General features: G+C 74.1%; 18 protein-coding genes and 1 pseudogene. 9 read left to right on the forward strand and 10 right to left on the reverse strand.

Going from position 1 to position 21630, the window contains the following annotated elements:
• Positions 1–88: 88 nt before the first annotated feature.
• The 4 genes from ACWGKU_RS27380 to ACWGKU_RS27395 form a co-directional block, all read right to left on the reverse strand.
• Complete coding sequence (locus ACWGKU_RS27380; RefSeq protein WP_452180739.1) at positions 89–1135, reverse strand: serine hydrolase domain-containing protein; 1047 nt, start codon at positions 1133–1135, stop codon at positions 89–91.
• Complete coding sequence (locus tag ACWGKU_RS27385; RefSeq protein WP_452180738.1) at positions 1132–1716, reverse strand: DUF6895 family protein; 585 nt, start codon at positions 1714–1716, stop codon at positions 1132–1134. The genes ACWGKU_RS27380 and ACWGKU_RS27385 overlap by 4 nt, the downstream gene beginning before the upstream one ends.
• Before the next feature lie 363 nt (positions 1717–2079).
• The gene (locus ACWGKU_RS27390) at positions 2080–2793 is read right to left on the reverse strand and encodes a hypothetical protein (RefSeq protein ID WP_380538042.1); all 714 of its coding nucleotides are present in this window, start codon (positions 2791–2793) and stop codon (positions 2080–2082) included.
• A gap of 82 nt (positions 2794–2875) precedes the next feature.
• On the reverse strand, positions 2876–3079 hold the full coding sequence (locus tag ACWGKU_RS27395; protein ID WP_401053554.1) for a hypothetical protein: 204 nt from the start codon (positions 3077–3079) through the stop codon (positions 2876–2878).
• Between the two features lie 155 nt (positions 3080–3234).
• Here ACWGKU_RS27395 and ACWGKU_RS27400 point away from each other — a divergent pair, with 155 nt between their 5' ends.
• Entirely contained in the window at positions 3235–4008 is a 774-nt protein-coding gene (locus ACWGKU_RS27400) for an SDR family NAD(P)-dependent oxidoreductase (protein WP_401053556.1), read from the forward strand.
• 241 nt (positions 4009–4249) lie between these two features.
• The gene (locus tag ACWGKU_RS27405) at positions 4250–6088 is read left to right on the forward strand and encodes an ABC transporter ATP-binding protein (protein WP_401053558.1); all 1839 of its coding nucleotides are present in this window, start codon (positions 4250–4252) and stop codon (positions 6086–6088) included.
• Between the two features lie 55 nt (positions 6089–6143).
• Here the strand turns inward: ACWGKU_RS27405 and ACWGKU_RS27410 are convergent, their stop codons facing one another.
• Positions 6144–6812, reverse strand: coding sequence for a lysophospholipid acyltransferase family protein (locus ACWGKU_RS27410; protein WP_359898578.1), 669 nt, complete (start codon positions 6810–6812; stop codon positions 6144–6146).
• A gap of 175 nt (positions 6813–6987) precedes the next feature.
• Here ACWGKU_RS27410 and ACWGKU_RS27415 point away from each other — a divergent pair, with 175 nt between their 5' ends.
• Positions 6988–7200: an EF-hand domain-containing protein gene (locus ACWGKU_RS27415; protein ID WP_359898577.1), complete on the forward strand. Its 213-nt coding sequence runs from the start codon at positions 6988–6990 to the stop codon at positions 7198–7200.
• A 103-nt stretch (positions 7201–7303) separates the two neighbouring features.
• On the opposite strand, the gene ACWGKU_RS27420 is transcribed toward ACWGKU_RS27415, so the two are convergent.
• On the reverse strand, positions 7304–9505 hold the full coding sequence (locus tag ACWGKU_RS27420; RefSeq protein ID WP_452180736.1) for a bifunctional glycosyltransferase/CDP-glycerol:glycerophosphate glycerophosphotransferase: 2202 nt from the start codon (positions 9503–9505) through the stop codon (positions 7304–7306).
• A gap of 888 nt (positions 9506–10393) precedes the next feature.
• Between ACWGKU_RS27420 and ACWGKU_RS27425 the strand changes: the two genes are divergently transcribed.
• Both ACWGKU_RS27425 and ACWGKU_RS27430 read left to right on the forward strand, forming a co-directional pair.
• Entirely contained in the window at positions 10394–10660 is a 267-nt protein-coding gene (locus ACWGKU_RS27425; protein WP_049650625.1) for a hypothetical protein, read from the forward strand.
• Between the two features lie 274 nt (positions 10661–10934).
• Positions 10935–11396, forward strand: coding sequence for a YjbQ family protein (locus tag ACWGKU_RS27430; RefSeq protein WP_401055951.1), 462 nt, complete (start codon positions 10935–10937; stop codon positions 11394–11396).
• 74 nt (positions 11397–11470) lie between these two features.
• Here ACWGKU_RS27430 and ACWGKU_RS27435 read toward each other — a convergent pair whose 3' ends face one another.
• Complete coding sequence (locus ACWGKU_RS27435; protein WP_452180735.1) at positions 11471–12025, reverse strand: DUF1990 family protein; 555 nt, start codon at positions 12023–12025, stop codon at positions 11471–11473.
• A 212-nt stretch (positions 12026–12237) separates the two neighbouring features.
• Here ACWGKU_RS27435 and ACWGKU_RS27440 point away from each other — a divergent pair, with 212 nt between their 5' ends.
• The gene (locus ACWGKU_RS27440; protein WP_452180734.1) at positions 12238–12456 is read left to right on the forward strand and encodes a hypothetical protein; all 219 of its coding nucleotides are present in this window, start codon (positions 12238–12240) and stop codon (positions 12454–12456) included.
• A gap of 34 nt (positions 12457–12490) precedes the next feature.
• Here the strand turns inward: ACWGKU_RS27440 and ACWGKU_RS27445 are convergent.
• A pseudogene (locus ACWGKU_RS27445) lies at positions 12491–15526 on the reverse strand (AAA family ATPase).
• Complete coding sequence (locus ACWGKU_RS27450; protein WP_401052741.1) at positions 15523–16692, reverse strand: exonuclease SbcCD subunit D; 1170 nt, start codon at positions 16690–16692, stop codon at positions 15523–15525. The pseudogene ACWGKU_RS27445 and the gene ACWGKU_RS27450 overlap by 4 nt, the downstream one beginning before the upstream one ends.
• A 259-nt stretch (positions 16693–16951) precedes the next feature.
• Between ACWGKU_RS27450 and ACWGKU_RS27455 the strand changes: the two genes are divergently transcribed.
• The 3 genes from ACWGKU_RS27455 (at position 16952) to ACWGKU_RS27465 (ending at position 20451) form a co-directional block, all read left to right on the forward strand.
• Complete coding sequence (locus ACWGKU_RS27455; RefSeq protein WP_452180456.1) at positions 16952–18160, forward strand: hypothetical protein; 1209 nt, start codon at positions 16952–16954, stop codon at positions 18158–18160.
• Positions 18161–18466: 306 nt separating this feature from the next.
• On the forward strand, positions 18467–19138 hold the full coding sequence (locus ACWGKU_RS27460; protein WP_452180457.1) for an NUDIX domain-containing protein: 672 nt from the start codon (positions 18467–18469) through the stop codon (positions 19136–19138).
• Between the two features lie 515 nt (positions 19139–19653).
• On the forward strand, positions 19654–20451 hold the full coding sequence (locus ACWGKU_RS27465) for an SGNH/GDSL hydrolase family protein (protein ID WP_387685002.1): 798 nt from the start codon (positions 19654–19656) through the stop codon (positions 20449–20451).
• Between the two features lie 89 nt (positions 20452–20540).
• Here ACWGKU_RS27465 and ACWGKU_RS27470 read toward each other — a convergent pair whose 3' ends face one another.
• Positions 20541–21539 (reverse strand): nitroreductase/quinone reductase family protein, encoded by a 999-nt coding sequence (locus ACWGKU_RS27470; RefSeq protein ID WP_452180458.1) that lies wholly within the window; start codon positions 21537–21539, stop codon positions 20541–20543.
• Positions 21540–21630 lie beyond the last annotated feature (91 nt).

A 21630-nucleotide genomic window follows, 5' to 3' on the forward strand; every position in this document is an offset into this window, starting at 1 on the left:
ACCCCCGCCCATTCACCTGGACCAAGACCGCCGACGAGATCCTCGAACGACTCGCCTCATATCTTGAACGGATTCCTGGCGCAGGACACTAGGTGCTACGGCCGGTGGCGGTCCGCAGCACCTCGTACCCCGCCTGGACGAAGCGTCCGCCGCGCTTCGGGCCGGTGTTGGCGAGGGCCGCCACGGCGGTCGCGCCCGTCGGAGAGAACCCGACGAAGGCGGTGAACCCCCGGGTCGCGCCGGTGTGGAAGTACAGCTCGCGCCCGCCCGAGCGGCGGTGGTTCCACACCAGGCACAGCTCGTCGGGGGAGTGCGGAAGTCGCAGCCTGACCCGTTGGACCTCGGCCAGCGGCGTACCCAACTCGCCCTCCTCCAGGCCGAGATGGGCCTGGAGGTAGCGCAGCAGGTCGCTTCCGCTGGCCCGTACCGCGCCCGCGCCCGGCAGTCCGGGGATCCGCCAGGTGGGCATCGCCCGTCCACGCCGGTAGCCGGTCGCCCGGCTCGGCGAGTCCGGCGCGTCCGGCTCGTCCGGCGCGCAAGTGGTGGCATCGAGTCCCAGCGGCACCAGGACCCGCTTGGCGAGCAACTCCCCGTACGGCAGTCCGCCCGTCTCGGCCAGCAGTCGCCCGAGCAGTCCGACCCCGTAGTTGGAGTACCGGTACATGCTGCCGGGCCTGCCGCGCACGGTGGTTCGGGCCAGGGCGGCTCTCAACCGGTCGTCGCCGAACGCCGCGTACGGGTTGGTCTGCCAGGTCGGCACGGCTCCGGCGAGCAGTCCGGGTGGCAACCCGGGCAGCCCCGAGGTGTGGGTGGCGAGGTGCAGCAGCTGGATCGGCTCGGCGGAGCGGACGGTCATCGGACGCCAGTCGGGCGGCAGTCGGTGTTCGACCGGGTCGTCGAGGGCGAGTTCGCCGCGCGTGGCCAGGTCGGCGAGCAGCAGCGCGGTGAACGTCTTGCTGACCGAGCCGAGTTCGAAGACGGTGTCCGGGGTGCATGCCGCCGCACGCCCTCGCGCGAGGCGCCCGAAGCATCGCACCTCGCCCTGCCCTTCGCGCGCGACGGCCACGGTGACCGCGGTCGCGTACGGCGCGGCCGCCCGCACTGCCGCACGGACGGCCGTGTCGAGTTCGTTCATGCGGCCGCGATGTCGGCGGTGTCGGCGCCGTCCGCGCCGCCGAGTGCCCGGGAGAGTGCGACCGTCGAGGCCACGACCGCGACCACGGCGGTGTGTTCGTGTGCGCGGATGGCCAACTCCTCGTCGTCCTCGATCGGTTCGTTGTCCCGGGGCACCAGGCCGTCCGCCCGCTGCACCGAGGCCAGGGCCTCCCAGCCGGACCGCCCGGTGATGGGTTCCCCGATGCAGGAGTCGACGATCAGCAGCTCGCCGACCAGGTCCCACTCGCCGATCTCCAGCCAGATGTCGAGCCAGACCGGCAGCCAGTCGTGCAGGTAGTCCCGCATCGGTTCGGGCAGGTCCTGGGGTCGGGCGCCCCAGTCGGTGAGGTGGAAGACGGTGTGGGTGACCTGGTAGGCGGTGGACCAGGAGACGGTCCAGGGTTCGGGGAGCGCGCCGAGCCAGGTGCGGGCGGCGAGCGCGGCCCAGTCCGGCCGGTGGCTGAGTCCGATGATCCGACGCGCGTTGGCCACGGCCAGCTGTCGGCTGCCCTGGATCTCGACGGCGTGCACGGCCCGCAGTCGGCTGAGTGATTCGAGCAACTCCTCCAGTGCGGCGTGCCGGTGGCCGAGCCGGGCGAAGTGGGTGTACGTCCAGCGGGTCCGTGATGGTGACGTACCGCAGCTGGCGCTCGTAGAGCATGTCGCCCTCGCGCAGCTGGCCCCAGGCGGTCGTGAGGAGGTCGCGCGCGGCATGGATGTCGTGCGGTCCGGCGACCCCGTCGCGCAGCACCAGGGAGGAGGCCATCGCGACCTCGCAGAGCGGCTTGTAGATGTCGTCCGGTTCGGAGAGGTTGATGACGCTGTTGTCCGCGAACTTGCCGTAGCTGCCCTGGTACGACGTGTGCAGCCAGGACAGCGCGCGGGTGCCGAGCTGTTGGGCGATGGTGAGTGTCTGGGTGTCGGTCATGCCGGGCTTCCCTCCAACAGGCGCTGGGCGACGGCGAGTTCGAGGCGCGTCCGGACGGCTCCGATGCCGACCAGGCGGGTCCGGTCCAGGACCGGTTCGACCTCGAGCCGTGGCGGGAGCCCCTCGGCGCTCGTCCAGGCGAGCCAGCGGGCGAGCCGTACGGCGGTGGTGAAGTCCCGTCGGAGCATGGAGCGGACGGTGCCGTGGGCGAGGTGCAGGGTGCCGGAGCGGGCGGCGTCGTGCACCGGACCGTCCAGTCCGGGCAGCGCGAGCACGGACAACTGCGCCATCCGTACCGACCAGGACTGCCAGCCCAGGTCGGCCGGTCCGGGCATGGGGGAGGGGGGTGAGGCCGGTGCGGCGTCCCCGTACGGTGTGCGGGCGAGCAGCCGGTCGATCGCCCAGTCCTGCCAGGCGATGACCAACGCGGCCTCGGCGGATGCCGGTGCCGGGGCGGGGAAGGCCCGTCGGGCCTCGGCGAGCAGCGCGGCGGTGGGTCCGTCGGGCTCGGCCCCGGCGAGCAGTTGCGGGGTGAAGAGGTCGGCGCCGAGCACGCGCACCGCGGCCAGCAGCGGGCGGGGCGCGGCGGTGTCCGGGTCCGCGAGTGCGGCCGCACCCCCGGCGCCCCGGAGGGCGTCGAGGGTCCGGCCGGCCACCCGCTCGACCGCCGCGGCGTACTCGTCACGGAGAGGGGTTTCGGCGAACGGCATGGTGGTGAGCTACTCCTTCAGGAGACTCGGGATGGGCGCGGGGGCCCCAGGGGCGTACGGCCCGGCGGGGCGGGGGGCCCGGCTACCTGATCGGCTTCTCCTTCGGTCCCTTCGGGGAGAGCAGGACCAGGCCGAGCAGGAGCAGGAGCCCCGCGGCCTCGGGCGAGTACGTGGGCGCGTCGGACACGACGGCCTCTTCCTCCACCATCAGGCTCGCGAGTGTCTCGGCCTCAAGCGTCGTGCTGCGTGACGTCGTTGACGTTCCGGTCCGGAACTGAGTAAGCATCAGAAGTGCCTCCTCGTCTGGATTTCACCGCCCGGTCGGACGATGCCCCCGTTCGACAGTACGAGCACCTCCGGTGACCTGCATCCGCAGCCCGCTGAGCTGGGGCATTGCCCTGGATGTGGGCCCTGTCGCGGCGAGTCGGTACGGTCGGGGGCATGACCACAGCCTTGATCACCGGCGCGACCGCCGGCATCGGAGCCGCCTTCGCCCGCCGGCTCGCCCGCAGCGGCTACCAGCTCGTGCTGGTGGCCCGGGACACCGAGCGCCTGGAGCGCGCAGCCGCCGACCTGCACGGCAGGTACGGCATCGAGGCGGAGGTGCTGACCGCCGACCTCGCGACGGACGAGGGCATCGGCGCCGTGGAGGCCCGGCTCGCCGACGCCGCCCGCCCGGTGGACCTCCTGGTCAACAACGCCGGCTTCGGCAACAAGGGCGCCTTCGGCACGGTTCCGCTCCAGGACGAGCTGGCCATGCTGAAGGTGCACATCGAGGCGATCCTGCGGTTGACCACGGCCGCCCTGCCCGGCATGCGGGAGCGCGGCCGCGGTGCGATCGTCAATGTCGCCTCGGTGGCGGCCTTCCTGCCGCGCGGCACGTACGGCGCGAGCAAGGCCTGGGTGGTGAGCTTCACCCAGGGCGTGCTGCGCGACCTCGGCGGTACGGGCGTGCGGATGATGGCGCTGTGCCCGGGCTTCACCCGGACCGAGTTCCACCAGCGGGCCGGGATGGGCACCGGCAACATCCCGTCCTGGTCCTGGCTCTCCGCCGAGCGGGTGGTGGACGAGGCGATGCGCGACCTGGCCCGCGGTCGGTCCGTGTCCGTGCCGGGCAAGCGGTACAAGGCCGCCGTGGCCATCGCGCGGGTGCTGCCCTCCGGCAAGCTCGGCGGGCTCTCCTCGAAGGCGGCGCGTACCTACCGGACCAACTGACAGCCGGGCGGTCGGGCGGCCGGGCGCGGGTCCCGGGCGGCCGCCGGGCTCCGGGCGGTCGGCTGGCCGGGGCGGTCGGGCGCGGGTCCCGGCCGGTCGGCCGGTCCGCGGGTCGGCGGGTCGGCGGGAGCCGAGGAATAGAGCAACCCTCACTATTAGCTTGTCTAACTATGAGCTATCCTCGCTATGCTGACCCCAGTCCGACCGTCCGCCCGACCGTCCCACCCAGGGAGGCCCGTCCTTGAGGCCCACCGCCATCGACTGGACCCCGCCCGAGCGCGCCGAGGGCGAACCCCGCCCCTCGGCCGAGTGGCGCCGCATCCTCGCGCTCTTCCGCCCGTACCGGGGTCGCCTGACCGTCGTCGGGCTGCTGGTGGCCGCCTCCGCGGTGGTCTCGGTCGTCTCCCCGTTCCTGCTCAGGGCCGTCCTGGACATCGCCATCCCGCAGGGCCGCACCGGGCTGCTCAGCCTGCTCGCGCTCGGGATGATCCTGACCGCCGTGGTGAACAGCGTCTTCAACGTCCTCCAGACGCTGATCTCCACCACCGTCGGCCAGCGCGTGATGCACGACCTGCGCACCTCCGTCTACGGCCACCTCCAGCGGCAGTCGCTGGCCTTCTTCACCCGAACGCGCACCGGCGAGGTGCAGTCCCGGATCGCCAACGACATCGGCGGCATGCAGTCCACGGTGACCTCCACCGCGACCAGCCTGGTCTCCAACCTGACCGCGGTGGTCGCCTCCGTCGTCGCCATGGTCGCCCTCGACTGGCGGCTGACCGTCGTCTCGCTGCTGCTGCTCCCGCTGTTCGTCTGGATCAGCCGCCGGGTCGGCCGGGAGCGCAAGAAGATCACCACCGAGCGGCAGAAGCAGCTGGCCGCGATGAGCTCGGCGGTCCAGGAGTCGCTGTCGGTCAGCGGCATCCTGCTCGGCCGCACGATGGGCCGCTCCGGTTCGCTGGCCCGGGAGTTCACCGACCAGTCCGACCAGCTCGCGGACCTGGAGGTGCGGGCCAGCATGGCCGGGCGCTGGCGGATGAACACCATCATGATCGTGATGGCCGCGATGCCCGCGCTGATCTACTGGGCGGCCGGGCTGACCTCCGCCGCCGGCGCGCCGATCGTCTCGGTCGGCACCCTGGTCGCCTTCGTCACCCTCCAGCAGGGCCTCTTCCGCCCGACCGTCAGCCTGCTCTCCACCGGCGTGGACGTGCAGACCTCCCTGGCGCTCTTCCAGCGCATCTTCGAGTACCTCGACCTGCCGGTGGAGATCGACGAGCCAGCCGACCCGGTCACCCTGACGGGCATCCGCGGCGAGGTCCGCTTCAAGGACGTCGACTTCCGCTACGACCCGGAGCAGGAGCGCCCGACCCTGGCCGGCGTCGACCTCACCGTCCCGGCCGGGAGCTCACTGGCCGTGGTCGGCGAGACCGGCTCGGGCAAGAGCACCCTCAGCTACCTCGTGCCGCGGTTGTACGACGTCACCGGCGGCCAGGTCACCCTGGACGGCGTGGACGTACGCGAACTGTCCTTCGACACCCTGGCCGGAGCGGTCGGCGTGGTCTCCCAGGAGACCTACCTCTTCCACGCCTCGGTCGCCGAGAACCTGCGCTTCGCCAAGCCCGGCGCCGACGACGCGGAACTGGTCGAGGCCGCCCGGGCCGCGCAGATCCACGACACCATCGCCGCCCTCCCGGACGGCTACGACACCCTGGTCGGCGAGCGCGGCTACCGCTTCTCCGGCGGCGAGAAGCAGCGCCTCGCGCTCGCCCGGACGATCCTGCGCAACCCGCCGGTGCTGATCCTCGACGAGGCCACCAGCGCGCTCGACAACCGCACCGAGCGCGCCGTCCAGCAGGCCGTGGACACCCTGGCCGCCGGCCGCACCACGATCACCATCGCGCACCGGCTCTCCACCGTCCGCGCCGCCGACCAGATAGCCGTCCTGGACCGCGGCGAGGTGGTCGAACTCGGTACCCACGAGGAGTTGGTGGCGCTGGACGGCCGGTACGCGGCGCTGCTGCGCCGGGAGGTGCCGGAGGCCGCCGGGCAGCCCGAACCGGCCGTGCTCGGGCGCGTGTGACGACCCGCGGCGCGGGTGCGAGCGTGGGCGTGCGCGCCGGTGACGGACCCGGCGGTCAGGCCGCCTTCGGCACCTCGTTGTAGCTCTCCGCGACCTCCTGGCCGGAGAGCCGCTGGATGGCCGCCATGACCTCGTCGGTCACCTGCCGACGGGCCTTCAGCGAACGGGCCTGCCCGTGCAGCTCGTCGAAGTGCAGCGGCTCGCCGAAGCGGACCGTCACCTTCTTCAACCGCGGGATCCGCTTGCCCACCGGCAGGATCTGCTCCGGACCCTCCAGCGCCACCGGCACGACCGGCACGCCCGCGGTCAGCGCGAGCCAGGCGACGCCCGTCTTGCCCCGGTAGAGCCGGCCGTCCAGCGAGCGGGTGCCCTCGGGGTAGATACCGAAGGCCTTGCCGTCCTCCAGGATCTCCAGCGCCGACTCCAGCGAGGCCTGAGCGGAACGGTAGGTGCCGCGCTCGACCGGCACGGCGCCGATGGCCTCGAAGAAGTCCTTGGAGAGCCGGCCCTTGAGTCCGGTGCCGGTGAAGTACTCGGCCTTCGCGAGGAAGTGGACCCGGCGCGGGGCGGTCAGCGGGATCACCACGCTGTCGATGAAGGACAGGTGGTTGCTGGCCAGGATCACCCCGCCCTTGCGCGGCACGTTCTCGATTCCCTCGATGGCCGGCCGCCAGATCCCCCGCGAGACCGGTTTCAGCACCAACTTGGTGACGAGGTCGAGCACGATTCCCTCCCTGGACGAACGACCGCCCGGGAGGAGCCCGGGCCTGCAATCAGATCCGCAGACTACGACACCCACCCCCGCGCACGTCCACTCCCGGCGACCGTGGCGCGCGCCACGGCCGGGTAGGGTACGGCCGTCCGAACCGAGCGACACCCGCAGTACCCAGGAGGGCACGATGGAGACCACCGAGGCGATCAAGGCCTTTTTCGACCGTTTCGACAAGGACGGCGACGGCAGGATCACCCCGGCCGAGTACGCCCTGGCCGCCAACGAGATGGGCGACCACGACGTCACCATCTCGATGGCCGAGGCGCTGATCCACAGCATGGACACCAACCACGACGGCGTCCTGACCTTCGAGGAGTTCCTGGCCGCCCGCCGGCGCTGAACCCGCGCCGACGGGGCCGGTCGCCGTACCGGCGGCACCGGCCCCGTCCGGAGGCCCCCGCTGTTCTCCGCAGGGTCCTCCGCTGGGCCCTCTGCAGGGGCCGCTACTCCTCCACCGGGAACACCCGGCGCACCACCCGCTCCGAGGCCCCGCCGTCGTCCCAGACGCAGAACTTCGCCCGGAACCGCGCCCGCGCCGCCGGCTCCGGGTCGCCCGCCAGCAGCGCCCGCGCCAGCCCGTCCGCGTCCACCGTGACCGCGCCCGGCGGCTCCGCGAACAGGTCGAAGTAGACGCCGCGTTCCCGCTGGTACTCCTCCCAGTCCGGGGCGAAGATCACCACCGGCCGGTCCAGCACCGCGTAGTCGAACATCATCGACGAGTAGTCCGTCACCAGCACGTCCGCCGCGAGGTAGAGGTCCTCGACGGTCGGGTGCGCCGAGACGTCCACGATCCGCGCCGATTCCGCGCCGGCCGCCGACAGGTCGCCCGGACCGTCGGTGTGGAAGTAGTGGGTGCGCACCAGCAGCGTGAAGTCCGGGCCCAGCCGCCGGGCCAGCGCCGCCACGTCCAGCAGCGGCACGTAGCCGCCCTTGCTGCCGCGGTGGGTCGGCGCGTACAGCACCGCCCGGGTGTCCGGCCGCAGCCCGAGCCGCTCGCGCATCGCGCGGACCTCGTCCGGAGCGGCGTTCGCCAGCCGGTCGTTGCGCGGGTATCCGGTGTCCAGCATCTCGTACCGGCCGGGGAAGGCACGGGCGAAGTGCCCGCTGGTGTGCGGGTTGGGGGAGACCAGGAAGTCCCAGCGGTCGACGGCCTCCTGGAGCAGCTCGAAGTCCATCCCCTCGGCCGCCGCCGGGTGGTCGCGCAGGTCCATGCCCATCGCCTTGAGCGGGGTGCCGTGCTGGGTCTGGACGTGCACCGTGCCCGGCCGCTTCGTCATGGTGCGGGGGAAGTTGACGTTGTTGACGAAGTACTTGGCGGTCGCCATCGCCCTGAGGTAGGCGGGGGTGTTGACGATCACGTGCGGAACCCCGGGCGGCAGCGCGGCGGCCTGGGCGCGGTTCTCCACCACCCACACGCCCCGGATCCGCGGGGCGAGTTCCTTCGCCTTCTCGTAGATCGCCGCCGGGCTGCACGCGTAACCCCGGTGCCAGTAGGCGGCGTAGACGGCGAGGTTCTCGTCCAGCGGCAGCCGGCGGAACGCGTTGTACGCGGTGAACCGGGCGCCGCTGCGCATCCCCTTCTTCACCGCGGGCGCCACCGCCCGTGCCCCGCGCTTGAGTTCGCGCGGCAGCCGCCCGGTGCGGCGCAGCTCCGCGTAGGCGATCCGGGCGCCGCGGGCGGCCAGCCGGTACTGCACGCCGCGCACCCCGCCGGGGAAGCGGTAGCCGGCCGGGCGGTGGCGGTCGAAGTGCCGGGCGATCCGCTGGAAGAAGTCCTTGCGCAGGTCGGCGGGGACCAGCCCGGGGGTGTCGTAGACGTTCAGCGCCTGGCGGACGGTCCGGTCGAAGACCAGGGTGCGCAGCGCGTCCGGGACCGGCCGGCCGGGGCGGTCCGGGCGGTCCAGGAAGGCGAAGATCGCGTCGTACTGGGCGAACACGTCCGCGTGCTTGGGGGAGGAGGTGGCGGTGATCGCGCCGTCCCGGCCGCGCCGGTAGAAGTAGCAGGGGCGGTCGAGGTAGCGCAGCCGCTCGGCGGCCAGCAGCGCCGGGTAGGTGACCGAGATGTCCTCGTAGTAGCCGCGGCCGAAGGAGACGCCGAGGCCGTCCAGGAACGCGCGGCGGAACAGCTTGTTCCACACCGACATCACGGTCTGGAACAGCGCCGGGTGCTCGGCCAGGGTGCAGCCCTCGACCAGCGGGGAGCCGGCCGGCACGTGGCGCCAGGGGTTGGGCTCGGTCCCGCCGTCCGGGTAGACGTGGGTGAAGTCGGTGATCAGCACGTCGGCGGGGGCCTCCCGGCGGCGCTCCTGCGTCAGCTCGTCCAGCAGCGCGCCGACCGTCCCCTCGGGCACCCAGTCGTCGCTGTCCACGAACCAGACGTACTCGCCGCGGGCCTGCGGCAGGGCGGCGGTGCGGGCGCCGCCGAGGCCCTGGTTCTCGGTGAGGTGCAGCACCCGCAGCCTGCTGTCGCGGGCCGCGTAGGCGTCCAGGATCGCGCCGGAGCCGTCGGGGGAGAGGTCGTCGACCGCGATCACCTCGAAGCGGGTCTCCGCGGCGGGGGTGTCGCCGAGGATCGAGTCGAGGCAGTGCGGGAGGTACCGCTCCACGCCGTGGACCGGGAGCACGATGCTGAGGAGGAGGGACACGCTGGCCGAGTGTACCGATCCACCGGGTGTCACCTGCGCGGACGTCCGGTGCGGGGCTTCCGGGGCGGTGGCCGGGGCGGTGACCGGGGGTGGCGGTGATGGTGGGGCGGGGCGGCGTCGGCGGCGGAGCGGCTCGCGGCAGGGGCCGTGGTGCACCCGGAACCGCCGGTGCCGGGCCCCTTGCGGGGCGGCACCGGCAGTCAGGTGGCGATCCGGCCGACCCTCGACGGCCGACCGCCGGTCCGGGCACCGCGCGAGCCGGGCCGCCGCAGCGTCGAGGCGGCCGGGCAGTGGCTCGCGGGAGCCGGAGTTCTTCATCAATCGAACGCACGCTTGAGTGCGGTGCGGGCACTGGCGTGTGCATCAGATATTGCTTGGAGGTTCGGCGGGAGTCAATCCCTCGAATGTGTTCACTTCCTGAAGTCGATCGGTCACGGTGTCGGCCGGCGCCCGGTTCGGCCGGGCCGGGTACGGATCGGGCGCGGCGAACGCCCCCCGATGATCGCTTTGTCGATGTGGCGGCTGTCTCCCGGCTGTCCCCTATATGGCGGCGCGAGCGGGGTGCGGGTTGGGTGCGGGTGGGTCGCCGGTGGGGTGCGGGCGGGCCGTGGGGCCCGGTTCCGCAGGGGTCCGCCGTGCGCCGGGCACGTGTCGTGCGCGTGCCGTGCGTACGGTTGCCGCACCCGCGCCTGCCGGACCGGGTGACGGACGGCCGGTCGTGCACCATCATTGATGCCTAGTCGTGACCGGCCCGGTGGCCCCTGGTGCTTCGTCAGTTGACGCCGCACGATACGGTGGCACAACACCAAGGACGGTTGCGCGAAGGCCGTCCTTCACGGATAGTCTTCGCCTCACGGCCCTGGCGCCTCGTAGGGGTGGGAAAAACTGATGGAACACATGCAAGTGCGGACTCGGCCCCGCGTGCCGGCGATCCAGTGCGGTGTCGGCACCACCGGCCGCCGGATCGACCGACACCTGGCCGTGCTCGGCGCGCCCGCACTCCCGGCGGTGGACACCGCCGAAGCGCTCGGGTTGATAAGGGAGCTCACGCCGCGCGGCGCCGAGGCCCCGACGACCCGTCGTCGCCACACCAGGATCTCGCTGCTGACGCCGCTGCGTCGGCTGCGGCGGAGCCTCTTCGGCGGGCGCGGCTAGTTCGACCGGCGCGGTACGGGTCCCTCCCCGCCGCCCGGTCGGGAACCGACCCGGTGGACCGTCCGGTCCACCGGGTCTTCGGTGTGTCCGGACGATGTCCCGGGTTCGGGCCCGGCGGGGGCTCCGGTGAAGGCGCCGGGCGGGGGCTCCGGCGCGTGCCGCGCTGTCCGGGTGATGTGGTCTGAACCTTTCACCCTACGCGAGTTCGCCTCCCCGGCGCGGCGACTCGGCGAGGGAGTAGGCCCGGTCCGCTGACCTGGGACAGGATGGCGCCATGGCGGACAACAACCACTCCACCCGGACCGGCTCCTTCCCGGACACCACCTTCCAGAGCGGCACCATCGAGATCACCACCGGCAGCCGCGAGGTCGCGCTCGACATCACCGACCGCTGCGCCGCGTTCCTCGACGAACGGGCCACCGGGCGCGACGGCCTGCTCAACATCTTCGTCCCGCACGCCACCGCGGGGATCGCGGTGCTGGAGACCGGCTCCGGCAGCGACGACGACTTCCTCGCCATCCTGCGCGACCTGCTCCCGGCCGACGACCGCTGGCGCCACCGGCACGGCAGCCCCGGCCACGGCCGGGACCACGTGGTGCCCGGCCTCGTCGCCCCGCACGCCACCCTGCCGGTCCTCGGCGGCCAACTGGCCCTCGGCGTCTGGCAGTCGGTGGTGCTGATCGACACCAACGGGGACAACCCGCGCCGGACCGTCCGGCTGTCCTTCCTCGGCTGACCTCGGCAGGGTGCGCGCGGGGCCTGCGCGCGCGCCGGGCCAGGCGGGTTCGATGGGTCGGCGGGCTTCGCGACTCAGCGGACGTGCGAGGCCACCGCGGCGAGGTAGCGCTCGATCGCCAGGTGCTGGCAGAGCAGGGCCACCGGGCGGCCCAGTCTGGCGTACCAGGCGGACAGCCGGGAGAACGCGGTGACCTCGAACCACACCTCGCCGTCGGCGTCCATCGACACCAGGAACGCCTCCTCGCCGCGCTCGGGGTGCCCGGGGAGGGTTCCGTATCCGAACCCGATCCGGTCCGGCTCGTCCACCGTCCACACCACCCGGCAGGGGATCACCAGCCGCGGCAGCCGGCTCCCCGGCAGGTTCAGTCGCAGCAGCACCGTCCCGCCCTCCCGGGCCGGGCCGGCGGGGTACACCGCGAAGCCGGTGCCCAACTGGCTGCCCCAGCCGAGCACGTACCGACCGGCCCGCTCCAGAACCTCCGCGCCGCGTCCCAGGTGGACCCGCCGCCGCAGGTGGGCGTAGCCGTCCGGCAGCCGTCCGCCCCCGCCCCGGGTGGCGCCCACCTCGGGGTACGACGGGGCGGTGGCGCGGGCGGCGAGGAGACGTCGGTGCAGGTCGGTGGGCATGCCGGTCACGGTAGCCGCCGGGTGGGAGGGGGCCGGCGGCGGGGCGGGGCGGGTTTCAACGGACGGGTTTCAGCGAACAGATTTCAGATGACGGATTTCAGCGAACGTTTTCTGAAATCTGTTCGCTGTCATTCGTCCGCCGGGGCGCTCGGGCCGGCTCGGCCGGGGCCGACCCTGTTGCGGCTCAGCGGGGAGCGGAGTAGGAAGGCGGCATGAGCGACACCGGTACGAACCAGGAAGCGGCCGTCTGCGAACTCGTGTCCGAGGGCGAAGCGGAGGCGGCGCTGCGGCACGACCCGGAGGCGACCGGGCCGCGCGCCGACTGCGTGCTGTGCGGGGAACCGACCGAACTGCCCGCCGACCGGCCCGGCAGCACCTTCTGCCCGGTGTGCGCCTGGCAGCAGGCGCAGCGGATCGCCTGCTCGGGCTGATCCACGGCCGACCCCGGACTCCCCCGGGATCGGCCTACGCGTCCTCCCGCCCGGCCAGCGCCAGGGTCGAGCCGTGCCGCCCCTTGCGGACCAGCAGCTGGGCGGGGATGCGGCTGCGCAGGTCGGCGACGTGGCTGACGATGCCGACCGCACGGTCCCGCTCGCGCAGACCGTCCAGGACGTCCATGACCTCCTCCAGGGCCTGCTCGTCGAGGGTGCCGAAGCCCTCGTCGATGAAGAGGGTGTCCAGCGGCATACCGCCGGCCTCGTCGGTGACCACGTCGGCCAGTCCCAGCGCGAGGGAGAGTGAGGCGAAGAAGCTCTCGCCGCCGGAGAGGGTCGCGGTGTCCCGCTCGGTGCCCGTCCACGCGTCGACCACCCGCAGGGCCAGGCCCGAGCGCTTGGTGCCGCTGCCCCGGTCGTCGCTGTGCACCAGGGTGTAGCGCCCGCCGGACATCCGGACCAGCCGGTCGCTGGCCGCCGCCGCGACCTGCTCCAGCCGGGCCGCCAGGACGTACGACTCCAGGCGCATCCGCAGCCGGTTGTCGGCGGCGGTACCGGCCGTGAGTGCGGCGAGCCGGGTGATCCGCCCGTACCGGTCCAGCGCGGGGGCCAGTTCGGCGGCGAGCCCGGTCAGCTGCCGCCCGATCGCGGCCAGCGCCCCGCAGCGCTCGCGGGCCGCCGCATGGGCGGCGTGCGAGCGGCCGAGCCGGTCGGTGGCGGCGCCGAGCTCGGCCGCGACGGCGGGCAGGTCCACCGGCGGACGGCCCGCGGCCTCGGCCAGTTCCGGCAGCCCCAGCTCGCGGCGGACGGCGGCGGTCTCCGCGCGGTGCCGCTCCAGCCGGGCCTCCAGCCGCTCGCGCTCCTCGCGCGGCAGCAGCACCGACAGGGCCGCCGCCGGGTCGGGGAAGCCCGCCGCGGCGGCGGCCTAGCCCAGTTCGTCCTCGGCCTCGTCGAGCCGGGCCGCCGCCTCCGTCCGGGCCCGGGCGGAGTTCGCCGCCGCGGCGACCGCCTCGGTGAGCCGGGTGAGGGCCGCGGCCCGGTCGGCGACCGAGGGCGCGTCGCCCCGGGCGGCCGCCACCCGGGCGGTCAGCGTCTGCTGCTCGGTGCCGAGCGCCAGCAGCCGGTCGGAGAGGACGGCGGCGCGCTCCTTGGCCTCCTGCAGCTCGTCGACCCGGCGGGTGCGGTCCCGCGACAGCCGGGCGATCTCCTGCTCGACCCGGCCGAGCGCCTCCGCCGCGTGCCGTGCCCCGCGATGCTGGTCCTCCAGCCCGGCCAGGGCCTGCGCGAGCGCCTCCGTCGTGTCCGGCCCGGCCGCGCCGGCGGCGGTGGCCTCGCGGACCCGCAGTGCGGTGAGCGCTTGGTCGGCCTCCGTCCAGACCCGCTCGGCGTCGGCCTGGGCCCGGCGCGCCCGCTCCTCGTCCTCGGCGCCGACCCGGCCGCCGGGCGCGGCCTCGGCGGGCGCCGGGTGCTCCGGCGAGCCGCAGACCCGGCAGGCCTCTCCCGTGCGCAGCTGCTCGGCCAGCTCGGCGGCCATGCCGCTCAGCCGGCGGTCCCGCAGGTCCAGGCTGTGCTCCCGGGCGTCCAGCGCGGCGGTGCGCAGCGCGACCGCCCGGGGCTCGGCCGCGGCGATCTCGGCGCGCAGGCCGTCGCGCTCCCGCGCCGCACCGAGGCGTCCGGTCAACTCGGTGCGCTGCCCGTCCAGTTGCTCGACCCGGGCGGTCGCCGACCGGGCCTCGGCGTGCTGCTGCTCCAGACGGCCCAGTTCGCCCTCGAACTCGGCGAGCCAGTCCTCGGCCTCCTCGGCCAGTTCCTCGGCGGCTCGCCGGTCCTGTGTCAGGGAGCCCTGCTCGTGGGCGAGTTCGGCGCAGCGCCGCTCCTCCGCCCGGGCCGCCTCCAGCCGGACCACCTCGGCCCGCAGTCGCAGCTCGGCCTCGGCCAGCCCGGCCGTGTCGGCCCCGGCGAGATCCCGGCCCCCGGCACCGGATCCGGCCAGCAGCTCGCGGTGCCGGCGCTCCAGCTGCCGCGCGCGCCCGAGTGCCTCGGCCGCGCTCTCCCGCAGTCGCAGGGCGGACTCCACCCCGACGGCCTCCTGCGCGGCGGCGAGCCGCCGCCGGTCCGCCGTCGCTGCGGGCTCGAAACCGGCCAGCCGCTCGGCCCGGTCCAGCGCCTCGCGGTGCCGGCGCTGGCGACCGGCCAGCTCCTCGGCGGCCTCGCGGCGCTCCTGGGCGGCGCGCTGGGCGGCCCCGGCGCCCGCGAGGGCGGCCTCGGTGACGGTGAGCTGCTCGGCCGCGCCGCTGCGCAGGACCGCCGCCCAGCCGAGCACCCCCGCGGCCAGACCGTCGTCGTCCTCGGCCGGCACCCAGCCCGCGGCGGGTTCGGCGCCCGGACCAGCCGCCTGCTCGGCCTTGCTGGCGAGGTCCCGAAGCCGGCGCCGGCCGGCCTGGACGGCGGCCTCCTGGCCGCGGCGCTGCTCGGCCAGCCAGGCCTCGACGTGCTGGAACCGCTCGGTGTCGAACAGCCGCCGCAGCAGTTTGCCGCGCTCCTCCGAATCGGCCTTGAGGAAGCGGGCGAAGTCGCCCTGCGGCAGCAGCACCACCTGGCAGAACTGCTCCCGGTTCATGCCGATCAGCCGGTGGATCTCCTCCCCGGCCTCCTGGTGCGACTTGCTGATCCCGCGCCAGCCGGGCGCGCCGTCGCCCGTGTCGAGGACCCACTCCCGCAGCAGGGTCTGTGCCCGCTCGACGGTGGTGCCGCTCCCGACCTTCTTCGGCCGGCGCTGCTCGGGCAGCCGGGTGACCTGCAGCCGCCGCCCGCCGAGGGTCAGCTCCAGCTCCACCGAGGTCAGCCGCTTCGGGTCGGCGTGGTCGCTGCGCAGCCGGTTGGCCCGGCGCGCGCCCGGCGTCTCGCCATACAGGGCGAAGCAGACCGCGTCCAGCACGCTGGTCTTGCCCGCGCCCGTCGCGCCGCGCAGCAGGAACAGCCCGCCGGCGGCGAGCGCGTCGAAGTCCACCGTCTCGCTGCCCGCGAAGGGGCCGAAGGCGGTGACGGTGAGCCGGTGCAGCCTCATCGGGGCAGGTCCGCCTTCCGGTCCGTGGTCTCCCGGACGCGCTCGAAGCCCTCCCGCAGCCAGCCGAGCTCGTCCGGCTCCGGCTCGGCGCCGGGGCGGACGTGCCGCAGGAAGCCCTCCGCGATCTCCAGGTCCGCGCGGCCGCTGACCCGCGCCGCGTACGACTGCGAGGGCTCGGCCTCGCTCCGCTCGGGGTCGAACAGCAGCTGGAGGGTGTGCGGGAAACGGCGGCGCAGCCGCTCCATCGGCTCGCTCGGCCGCGCCGCGTCGGTGAGCGTGGCCTGCACCCAGGACTGCTCGTGCTCGGCGTACCGCTCGTCGGTGAGCAGCGCGTCGAGGGTGTCGCGCAGCGTCGCCAGGCGGCGCGGCTCGGGACAGGGAACGCGGTCGGCCGTCACCGAGCCGTCGGCGGCCAGGTCGACCAGCCACATGGTCTTGCGCTGGTGCACCTCGGAGAAGGAGTAGGCGAGCGGGGAGCCGCTGTAGCGCAGGTGCGGGGCGAGCGTCTGGCAGCCGTGCAGGTGGCCGAGCGCGGCGTAGTGCACGCCGTCGAAGACCGACGCGGGAACGGAGGCGACGCCGCCGACCGCGATGTCCCGCTCGCTGTCGCTCGGCGCGCCGCCGGTGACGAAGGCGTGCGCCAGCACCACCGCCCGGGTGCCGGCCGGGCGTGCCGCGAGGTCCTCCCGGACCCGGTCCATCGCCGCCCCGAGCACCGCCGCGTGCCCGCCCTTCGTCAGCCCGAACCGCTCGCGCACCAGGGTCGGCTCCAGGTACGGCAGCCCGTACACCGCCACCGGGCCGTGCTCGTCCGCCAGCAGGACGGGCTCGGCGCACTCGCCCGGGTCGGTCCGCAGGTGGATGCCGGCCCGGCCGATCAGCCCCGCCCCGACGCCGAGGCGGCGGGCCGAGTCGTGGTTGCCGCTGATGAAGACCGTCGGCACCCCGAGGTCCGCCAGCCGGTGCAGCACGTCGTCGAACAGCGCGACCGCTTCCAGCCCGGGCAGCGCCCGGTCGTACACGTCCCCGGCGACCAGCACGGCGTCCACGCCCTCGGACCGGACCACCTCCACCAGGTGGTCCAGGAAGGCGCGCTGGGCGTCGTGCAGGCTCTCCCGGTGGAACGAGCGCCCGAGATGCCAGTCGGAGGTATGCAGCAGTCGCATGGTTCCCGACCCTAACCCGCAGCACTGACAATCCCGCCCGACCCGGTGGAACCACTGGCCTCTGGCACCCCTGGCACCCTTGGCACCCCTTGCGTCCGGGGCCCCGGGGCCGTGCGGCGGTGGGCGGGGCGGGGTGGCGCCGAGCCCGTTCGATCACTCCGGGTGGATTGTCAGTGGCTCTGTGTATGTTCCTCGGCGTCGGCCGCTCCCGTCGGGGTGGTCGGCGCGATCCGGTGTCGGAGGGCGAGAAGGAGGAGCCATGGCTGCGGTACGGAAGTCGGTGCGCGAGGTGCTGGGCGCTGCGGCGGGGTGGTCCCCGCGGGAGCGCCGGCGGGTGCTGGTGCTGGGCGGGCGGCGGCCGGGTGGCGGTGCCGGTGGGGCGTCGGCGGGCGGGCCCGGCGGGGCGGCGCCACCCGGGGGCGGGCGGCCGCCGGGGGCCCGGGCGGGAGGGGACGGTGCGCGGGCCGCCGGCCGGGGGAGCGGCGGCCGGGTCCGGGGCGCGCCGCCGCCCCAGCCGGTGGCGCTGGCCCTGGCCGTCGACGCCGGGGACTTCGCCGGGCTCGCGCAGTACGGGCTGTTCGGCGGGCTCGGCCACCAGGCCTACCTGCGGCGGGCGGAGGAGCACCTGACGGCCCTGCACCGGCAGGGGCTGGAGGTGCACCTGCGGGTCCTGGAGGCGGGCGACTTCGAGGACTACTGCGCGGCGCTCGGCCTCGACCCCCGGGCGCCCGCCGCCCGGGTCGCCTACGCGGGCGATCCGGAGCTGGCCGGGGAGCCGTTCGTCTACGCGGGGGAGCGGCTGGCCGAGCTGGTCCCGGTGCTGCTGGACGACCACCGGGCACGGGTGCGCATGTCCGTGGCCTGTGCGGCTCTGCTGGGTGCCGTCGGCGACGACCCGGCCGGCCAGCTCCGGATGGCCGCCGTGATGCGATACGTGACGTCGGTCTACCTCGCGCTGGCCGAGGGCGCGGGGGAGGGGTGTCATCTGCTGACGCTGCGCTGCCACGGCCCGGAGGACGGCGAGGAGCTCACCTCGGCGGTGGACGTCTGCGTGGAGGAGGGGTTGCTGTACCCCGCGGGGCGGGACGCCGAGGCGTTCTGCGTCACGCTCGCGGCGGGCGTCGCCCTGGGCGGGGAGGGGGCGCTGCTGCTGCACGGCGATCCGTCGGTGGGCGTACGGGTGGACGGACGGAGCGACGACCGGTCCGGCCCGGACGGCCGTCCATCCGCCTCCCCGGCCGGCCGTCGACCCGCGTCCCCGGCCGGGGAGGCCCGGCCCCGGCCGCCGGTGCGCGGCTGGGCGCTGACCGGCGGACGGCTGCGGCCGATGACCGCGCACGAGGTGTTCGACGAGTTGGCGGACGACGCCGCGCGCGGGCTGCCCTTCCCGCCCGGGGTGGACCCTCGGCCCGGGTTCCCGCTGCCCGGCTTCCGCGACCCCGGGGAAGGGGGTGGGCCGCTGGGGTGATCAGGGCGTTCACCGCCTCCGTGTCCACCACTCCGCCGTCTCCGCATCCACCATGCGGCGCTGGGGACTGTTCATCGACCGCGTGTTCGGGGAAGATTCGGAGAAGATCAACAGCAGGAGCGCGCGGTGCCCCACGCCGCCGTTCCGGCCGCTCCGCCCCGTACCGCGCCCTGCAGGTCCTCCCCGCGCACCGCCGGTCCGGCGAAGCCCGACTGCGAGAGGGGGACGGATGAGCGAGCGGAGCGAGCTCGGCGCCGGGGGGTGCGCGGGGGCGAGCGTCCCCGTCGAGCGCCGCGGGGCGAGAGCATGAGCCCGATCGAGTACAGCGCGGAGATCGCGGAGCTGCTCGGGAAGGTACGGCGGCGCCCCACGGCGGGCTGGCCGTGGCGGCCGGGCGAGCCGGTGCCGGAGGGGCTGCCGGTCAAGCAGTCCTGGGGGTGGCTGTTCGTGCCCGACGGGCGGGTGCTGACGCTGGTGAACCCCCGGGACGGGGTCTGCTCGCTGCCCGGCGGCTCGCTGGAGCCGGAGGACGGTGGGGACCCGGCGGCCGCCCTGGCCCGGGAGGCGGCCGAGGAGGCGCAGGCCCGGATCGGCCGGCCGTACTACCTCGGCTACCTCTACGACCGGGTCGGTTCGGCGAACGGCGGGCACGAGTGCGCGCGGGTCCGGATGGCGGCGGCGCTGCGGTCGGTCGGCCCGAGCACGGCCGACCCGGCCTCGGGCCGGCACTACCGGCGGCTGCTGGTCGCACCGGGCCTCGCCGTCGAACTGCTCGGCTGGGGCGCGCCCGGGTTGCGCCAGGCCCGGGCGGCGGTCGCCACTGCCGCCCGCTGGCTCGGCGTGCCCGCGGCCGCGAACGAGGCGATCGAGGAGTTGCCGGTCGAGGGCTGCACGGTCTCCCCGGGCACCGTGTATCCGGGTGTCGGGTACACGGGTGCCATGCACCCCGGTGGTGGCCGCCCCGGCGCGCGGGGCTGACCTCGCGCGCCGCCGTACTCCCGAGCGACGTCCTTGCGGGGCGCGCCGGGCCGGGCGGGGCTTGACCGGGCCGGGCCGGACCGGGTCGACGCGATGCCCTGACGCACCGCCATGCGGGACGTCAACATCGGCCACGTGCCTCCGATCGGCCACAGCGGTGAATTCTTGTGGTGCCGCCGATGCCCTTCTGACCCACCTACGACCTGCCTTCGCGGGTGTCACCGGCCCCCCCTGGGTCGGCTGACACCCGCTTCGAATCCGACCCGGCGATGGCCGGGCGGCAACTCCGAGCTTGTCTTGCACGAAATTTCTGCAAGTTGCCGGTCTACGCGCGCTGCGCTACGCGCGTCACCGAGCACCCCCGCTGACCTGCGTGAAATCACGGACCGTCAGCGGCAGTTCATCTCGGAGCTATCGGACGTCCCGTCAATATCCTTGGCATGACCGCTTCCGGGTTTGGCTACCGCCTGGTATCACTTCTGTGACCCTCACCACGCCACCCCACTGGAGCTGTGATGATCCGTCCTGCCCGCGCCCTGTCCATCGCCGCCATAGCGGCGGGCCTCACCATGACGACGCTCTTCGCCGCGACGTCCGCGAACGCCGCCGGCGTCAACTACGTGGCCCTCGGCGACTCGTACTCGTCCGGTGTCGGCGCCGGCAGCTACCTGAGCGACAGCGGCAGCTGCAAGCGCAGCACCAACGCGTACGCGTACCTCTGGAAGAACGCGCACGCGCCGTCCTCCTTCAAGTTCGTCGCCTGTTCGGGCGCCAAGACCGGCGACATCCTGAACAGCCAGATCTCCGCCCTGGACGCCAGCACCACGCTGGTCAGCATCTCGGTCGGCGGCAACGACGCGGGCTTCGCCGACACCATGCAGACCTGTGTCCTCGGCTCGGACGCCGACTGCGTCAACGCCGTCAACACGGCCAAGAGCTACGCCACCACCACCCTGCCCGGCCAGCTGGACAAGGTGTACTCGGCGATCAAGTCCAAGTCCCCGAACGCCCACGTCGTGGTGATGGGCTACCCGCACATCTACAAGGTCGGCGGCAGCTGCATCTTCGGCATCGGTGACACCAAGCGCGCCGCCATCAACGGTGCCGCCGACACCCTGGACGGCGTCCTCGCCAAGCGGGCCGCCAACGCCGGCTTCGCGTTCGGTGACGTCCGCAGCATCTTCAACGAGCACGAGATCTGCGGCTCGCTGACCACCTGGCTGAACAGCACCACCCTGCCGGTCGACGAGAGCTACCACCCGAAGGCGGCCGGCCAGTCCGGCGGCTACCTCCCGGTGTTCTCGGGGCTGTAGGACTGCCGCAACGGAGCGCCCCGTTCAAGGACGGGCCGGTGCCGCCGCCCCCTCCCGCGGCTCGGGAAGGGGACGGCGGCAACGCCGTTTCAGCCGCCGCCCGGTGATGACCGGTCCGGTGCTGATCCGCCCTGCGTTGACCCGTCCTGCGTTGACCCGTCCTGCGTTGACCCGCCCGGTGCGGACGGGTTCGGTGTGGACGGCCCCGGTGCGGGCCCGGTCGGCGGGAAGGGAATGCCGGCGAGGACCGGCAGCAGTTCCGCCTCCTCGAAGTCCAGATGTGCCTCCAGCTCGGCGGACATCCGGTCCAGCTCCGTCCGGAGCCGCTCCGGTTCGGTGATCGCGATCCCGGCCAGCAGGCCCACCAGCTCCTCCTTGATCCGCCCGATGGCCCGGTGCTGCTCGTCGAGCCGCGCCAGGACCTCGGCCAGCTCCGGATGGCTGCGCGCGAGGGCGGGGAAGATCGCGGAGTCCTCCCCGGTGTGGTGGTGCGTCAGCCCGTCGCAGAAAGCCAGGCAGTGCTGGCGCAGCTGCAGTCCGAGCGCGGCCGGGCGGCCCGGGACATGGGTGTGCGTCTCCTCCCGTACGTGGCGCAGCTGCGCGCGCAGCCAGGTGTGCGCCTCCAGCAGCTTGTCCGCGAGGCTGCGCACCACCACCGGGGCTGGGCCGTCGGCGGGCGGTTCGAGCCGTTCCAGGACGACGACCGGCAACTCCCGGTCGGTGTGGGCCTGGTAGTCCCCGTAGCCCGGAGCCTTCCGGACCACGGCGGCGAACAGCCGCGCCCGGCGGTCGCCCTCGGCGGGTACGGCGATGGTGTCGAAGGCCTCGGTGCCGAGCTCGACCCGGACCACCGGGTGGGCGAGGAGGTTGCGGTACCACTGGGGGTGCTCCGGTGCCCCGGCGGCCGAGGCGACGACCAGGAGCAGCCCCTCCGCCCGGACGTACCCGAGCGGCACGGTGTGCGGCCGCCCTGAGCGGGCTCCGGTGGTGGTCAGCAGCAAGAGGTCGCCGCCCTCGAACGGGCCGCCGACCCGCCCGCCGTTGGCGCGGAACTCCTCGATGACGTTCAGATTGAAGGACATGGACATGTGTGTGTGATGGATCTCCAGAGGGGAAAGGGGAGTTGCGGCCACAAGCGGTGCCGGTGCCTGCGTCGTTGCCTGTGCCTGTGCCTGTGCC

It is taken from the genome of Kitasatospora sp. NPDC054768 (assembly GCF_053612025.1).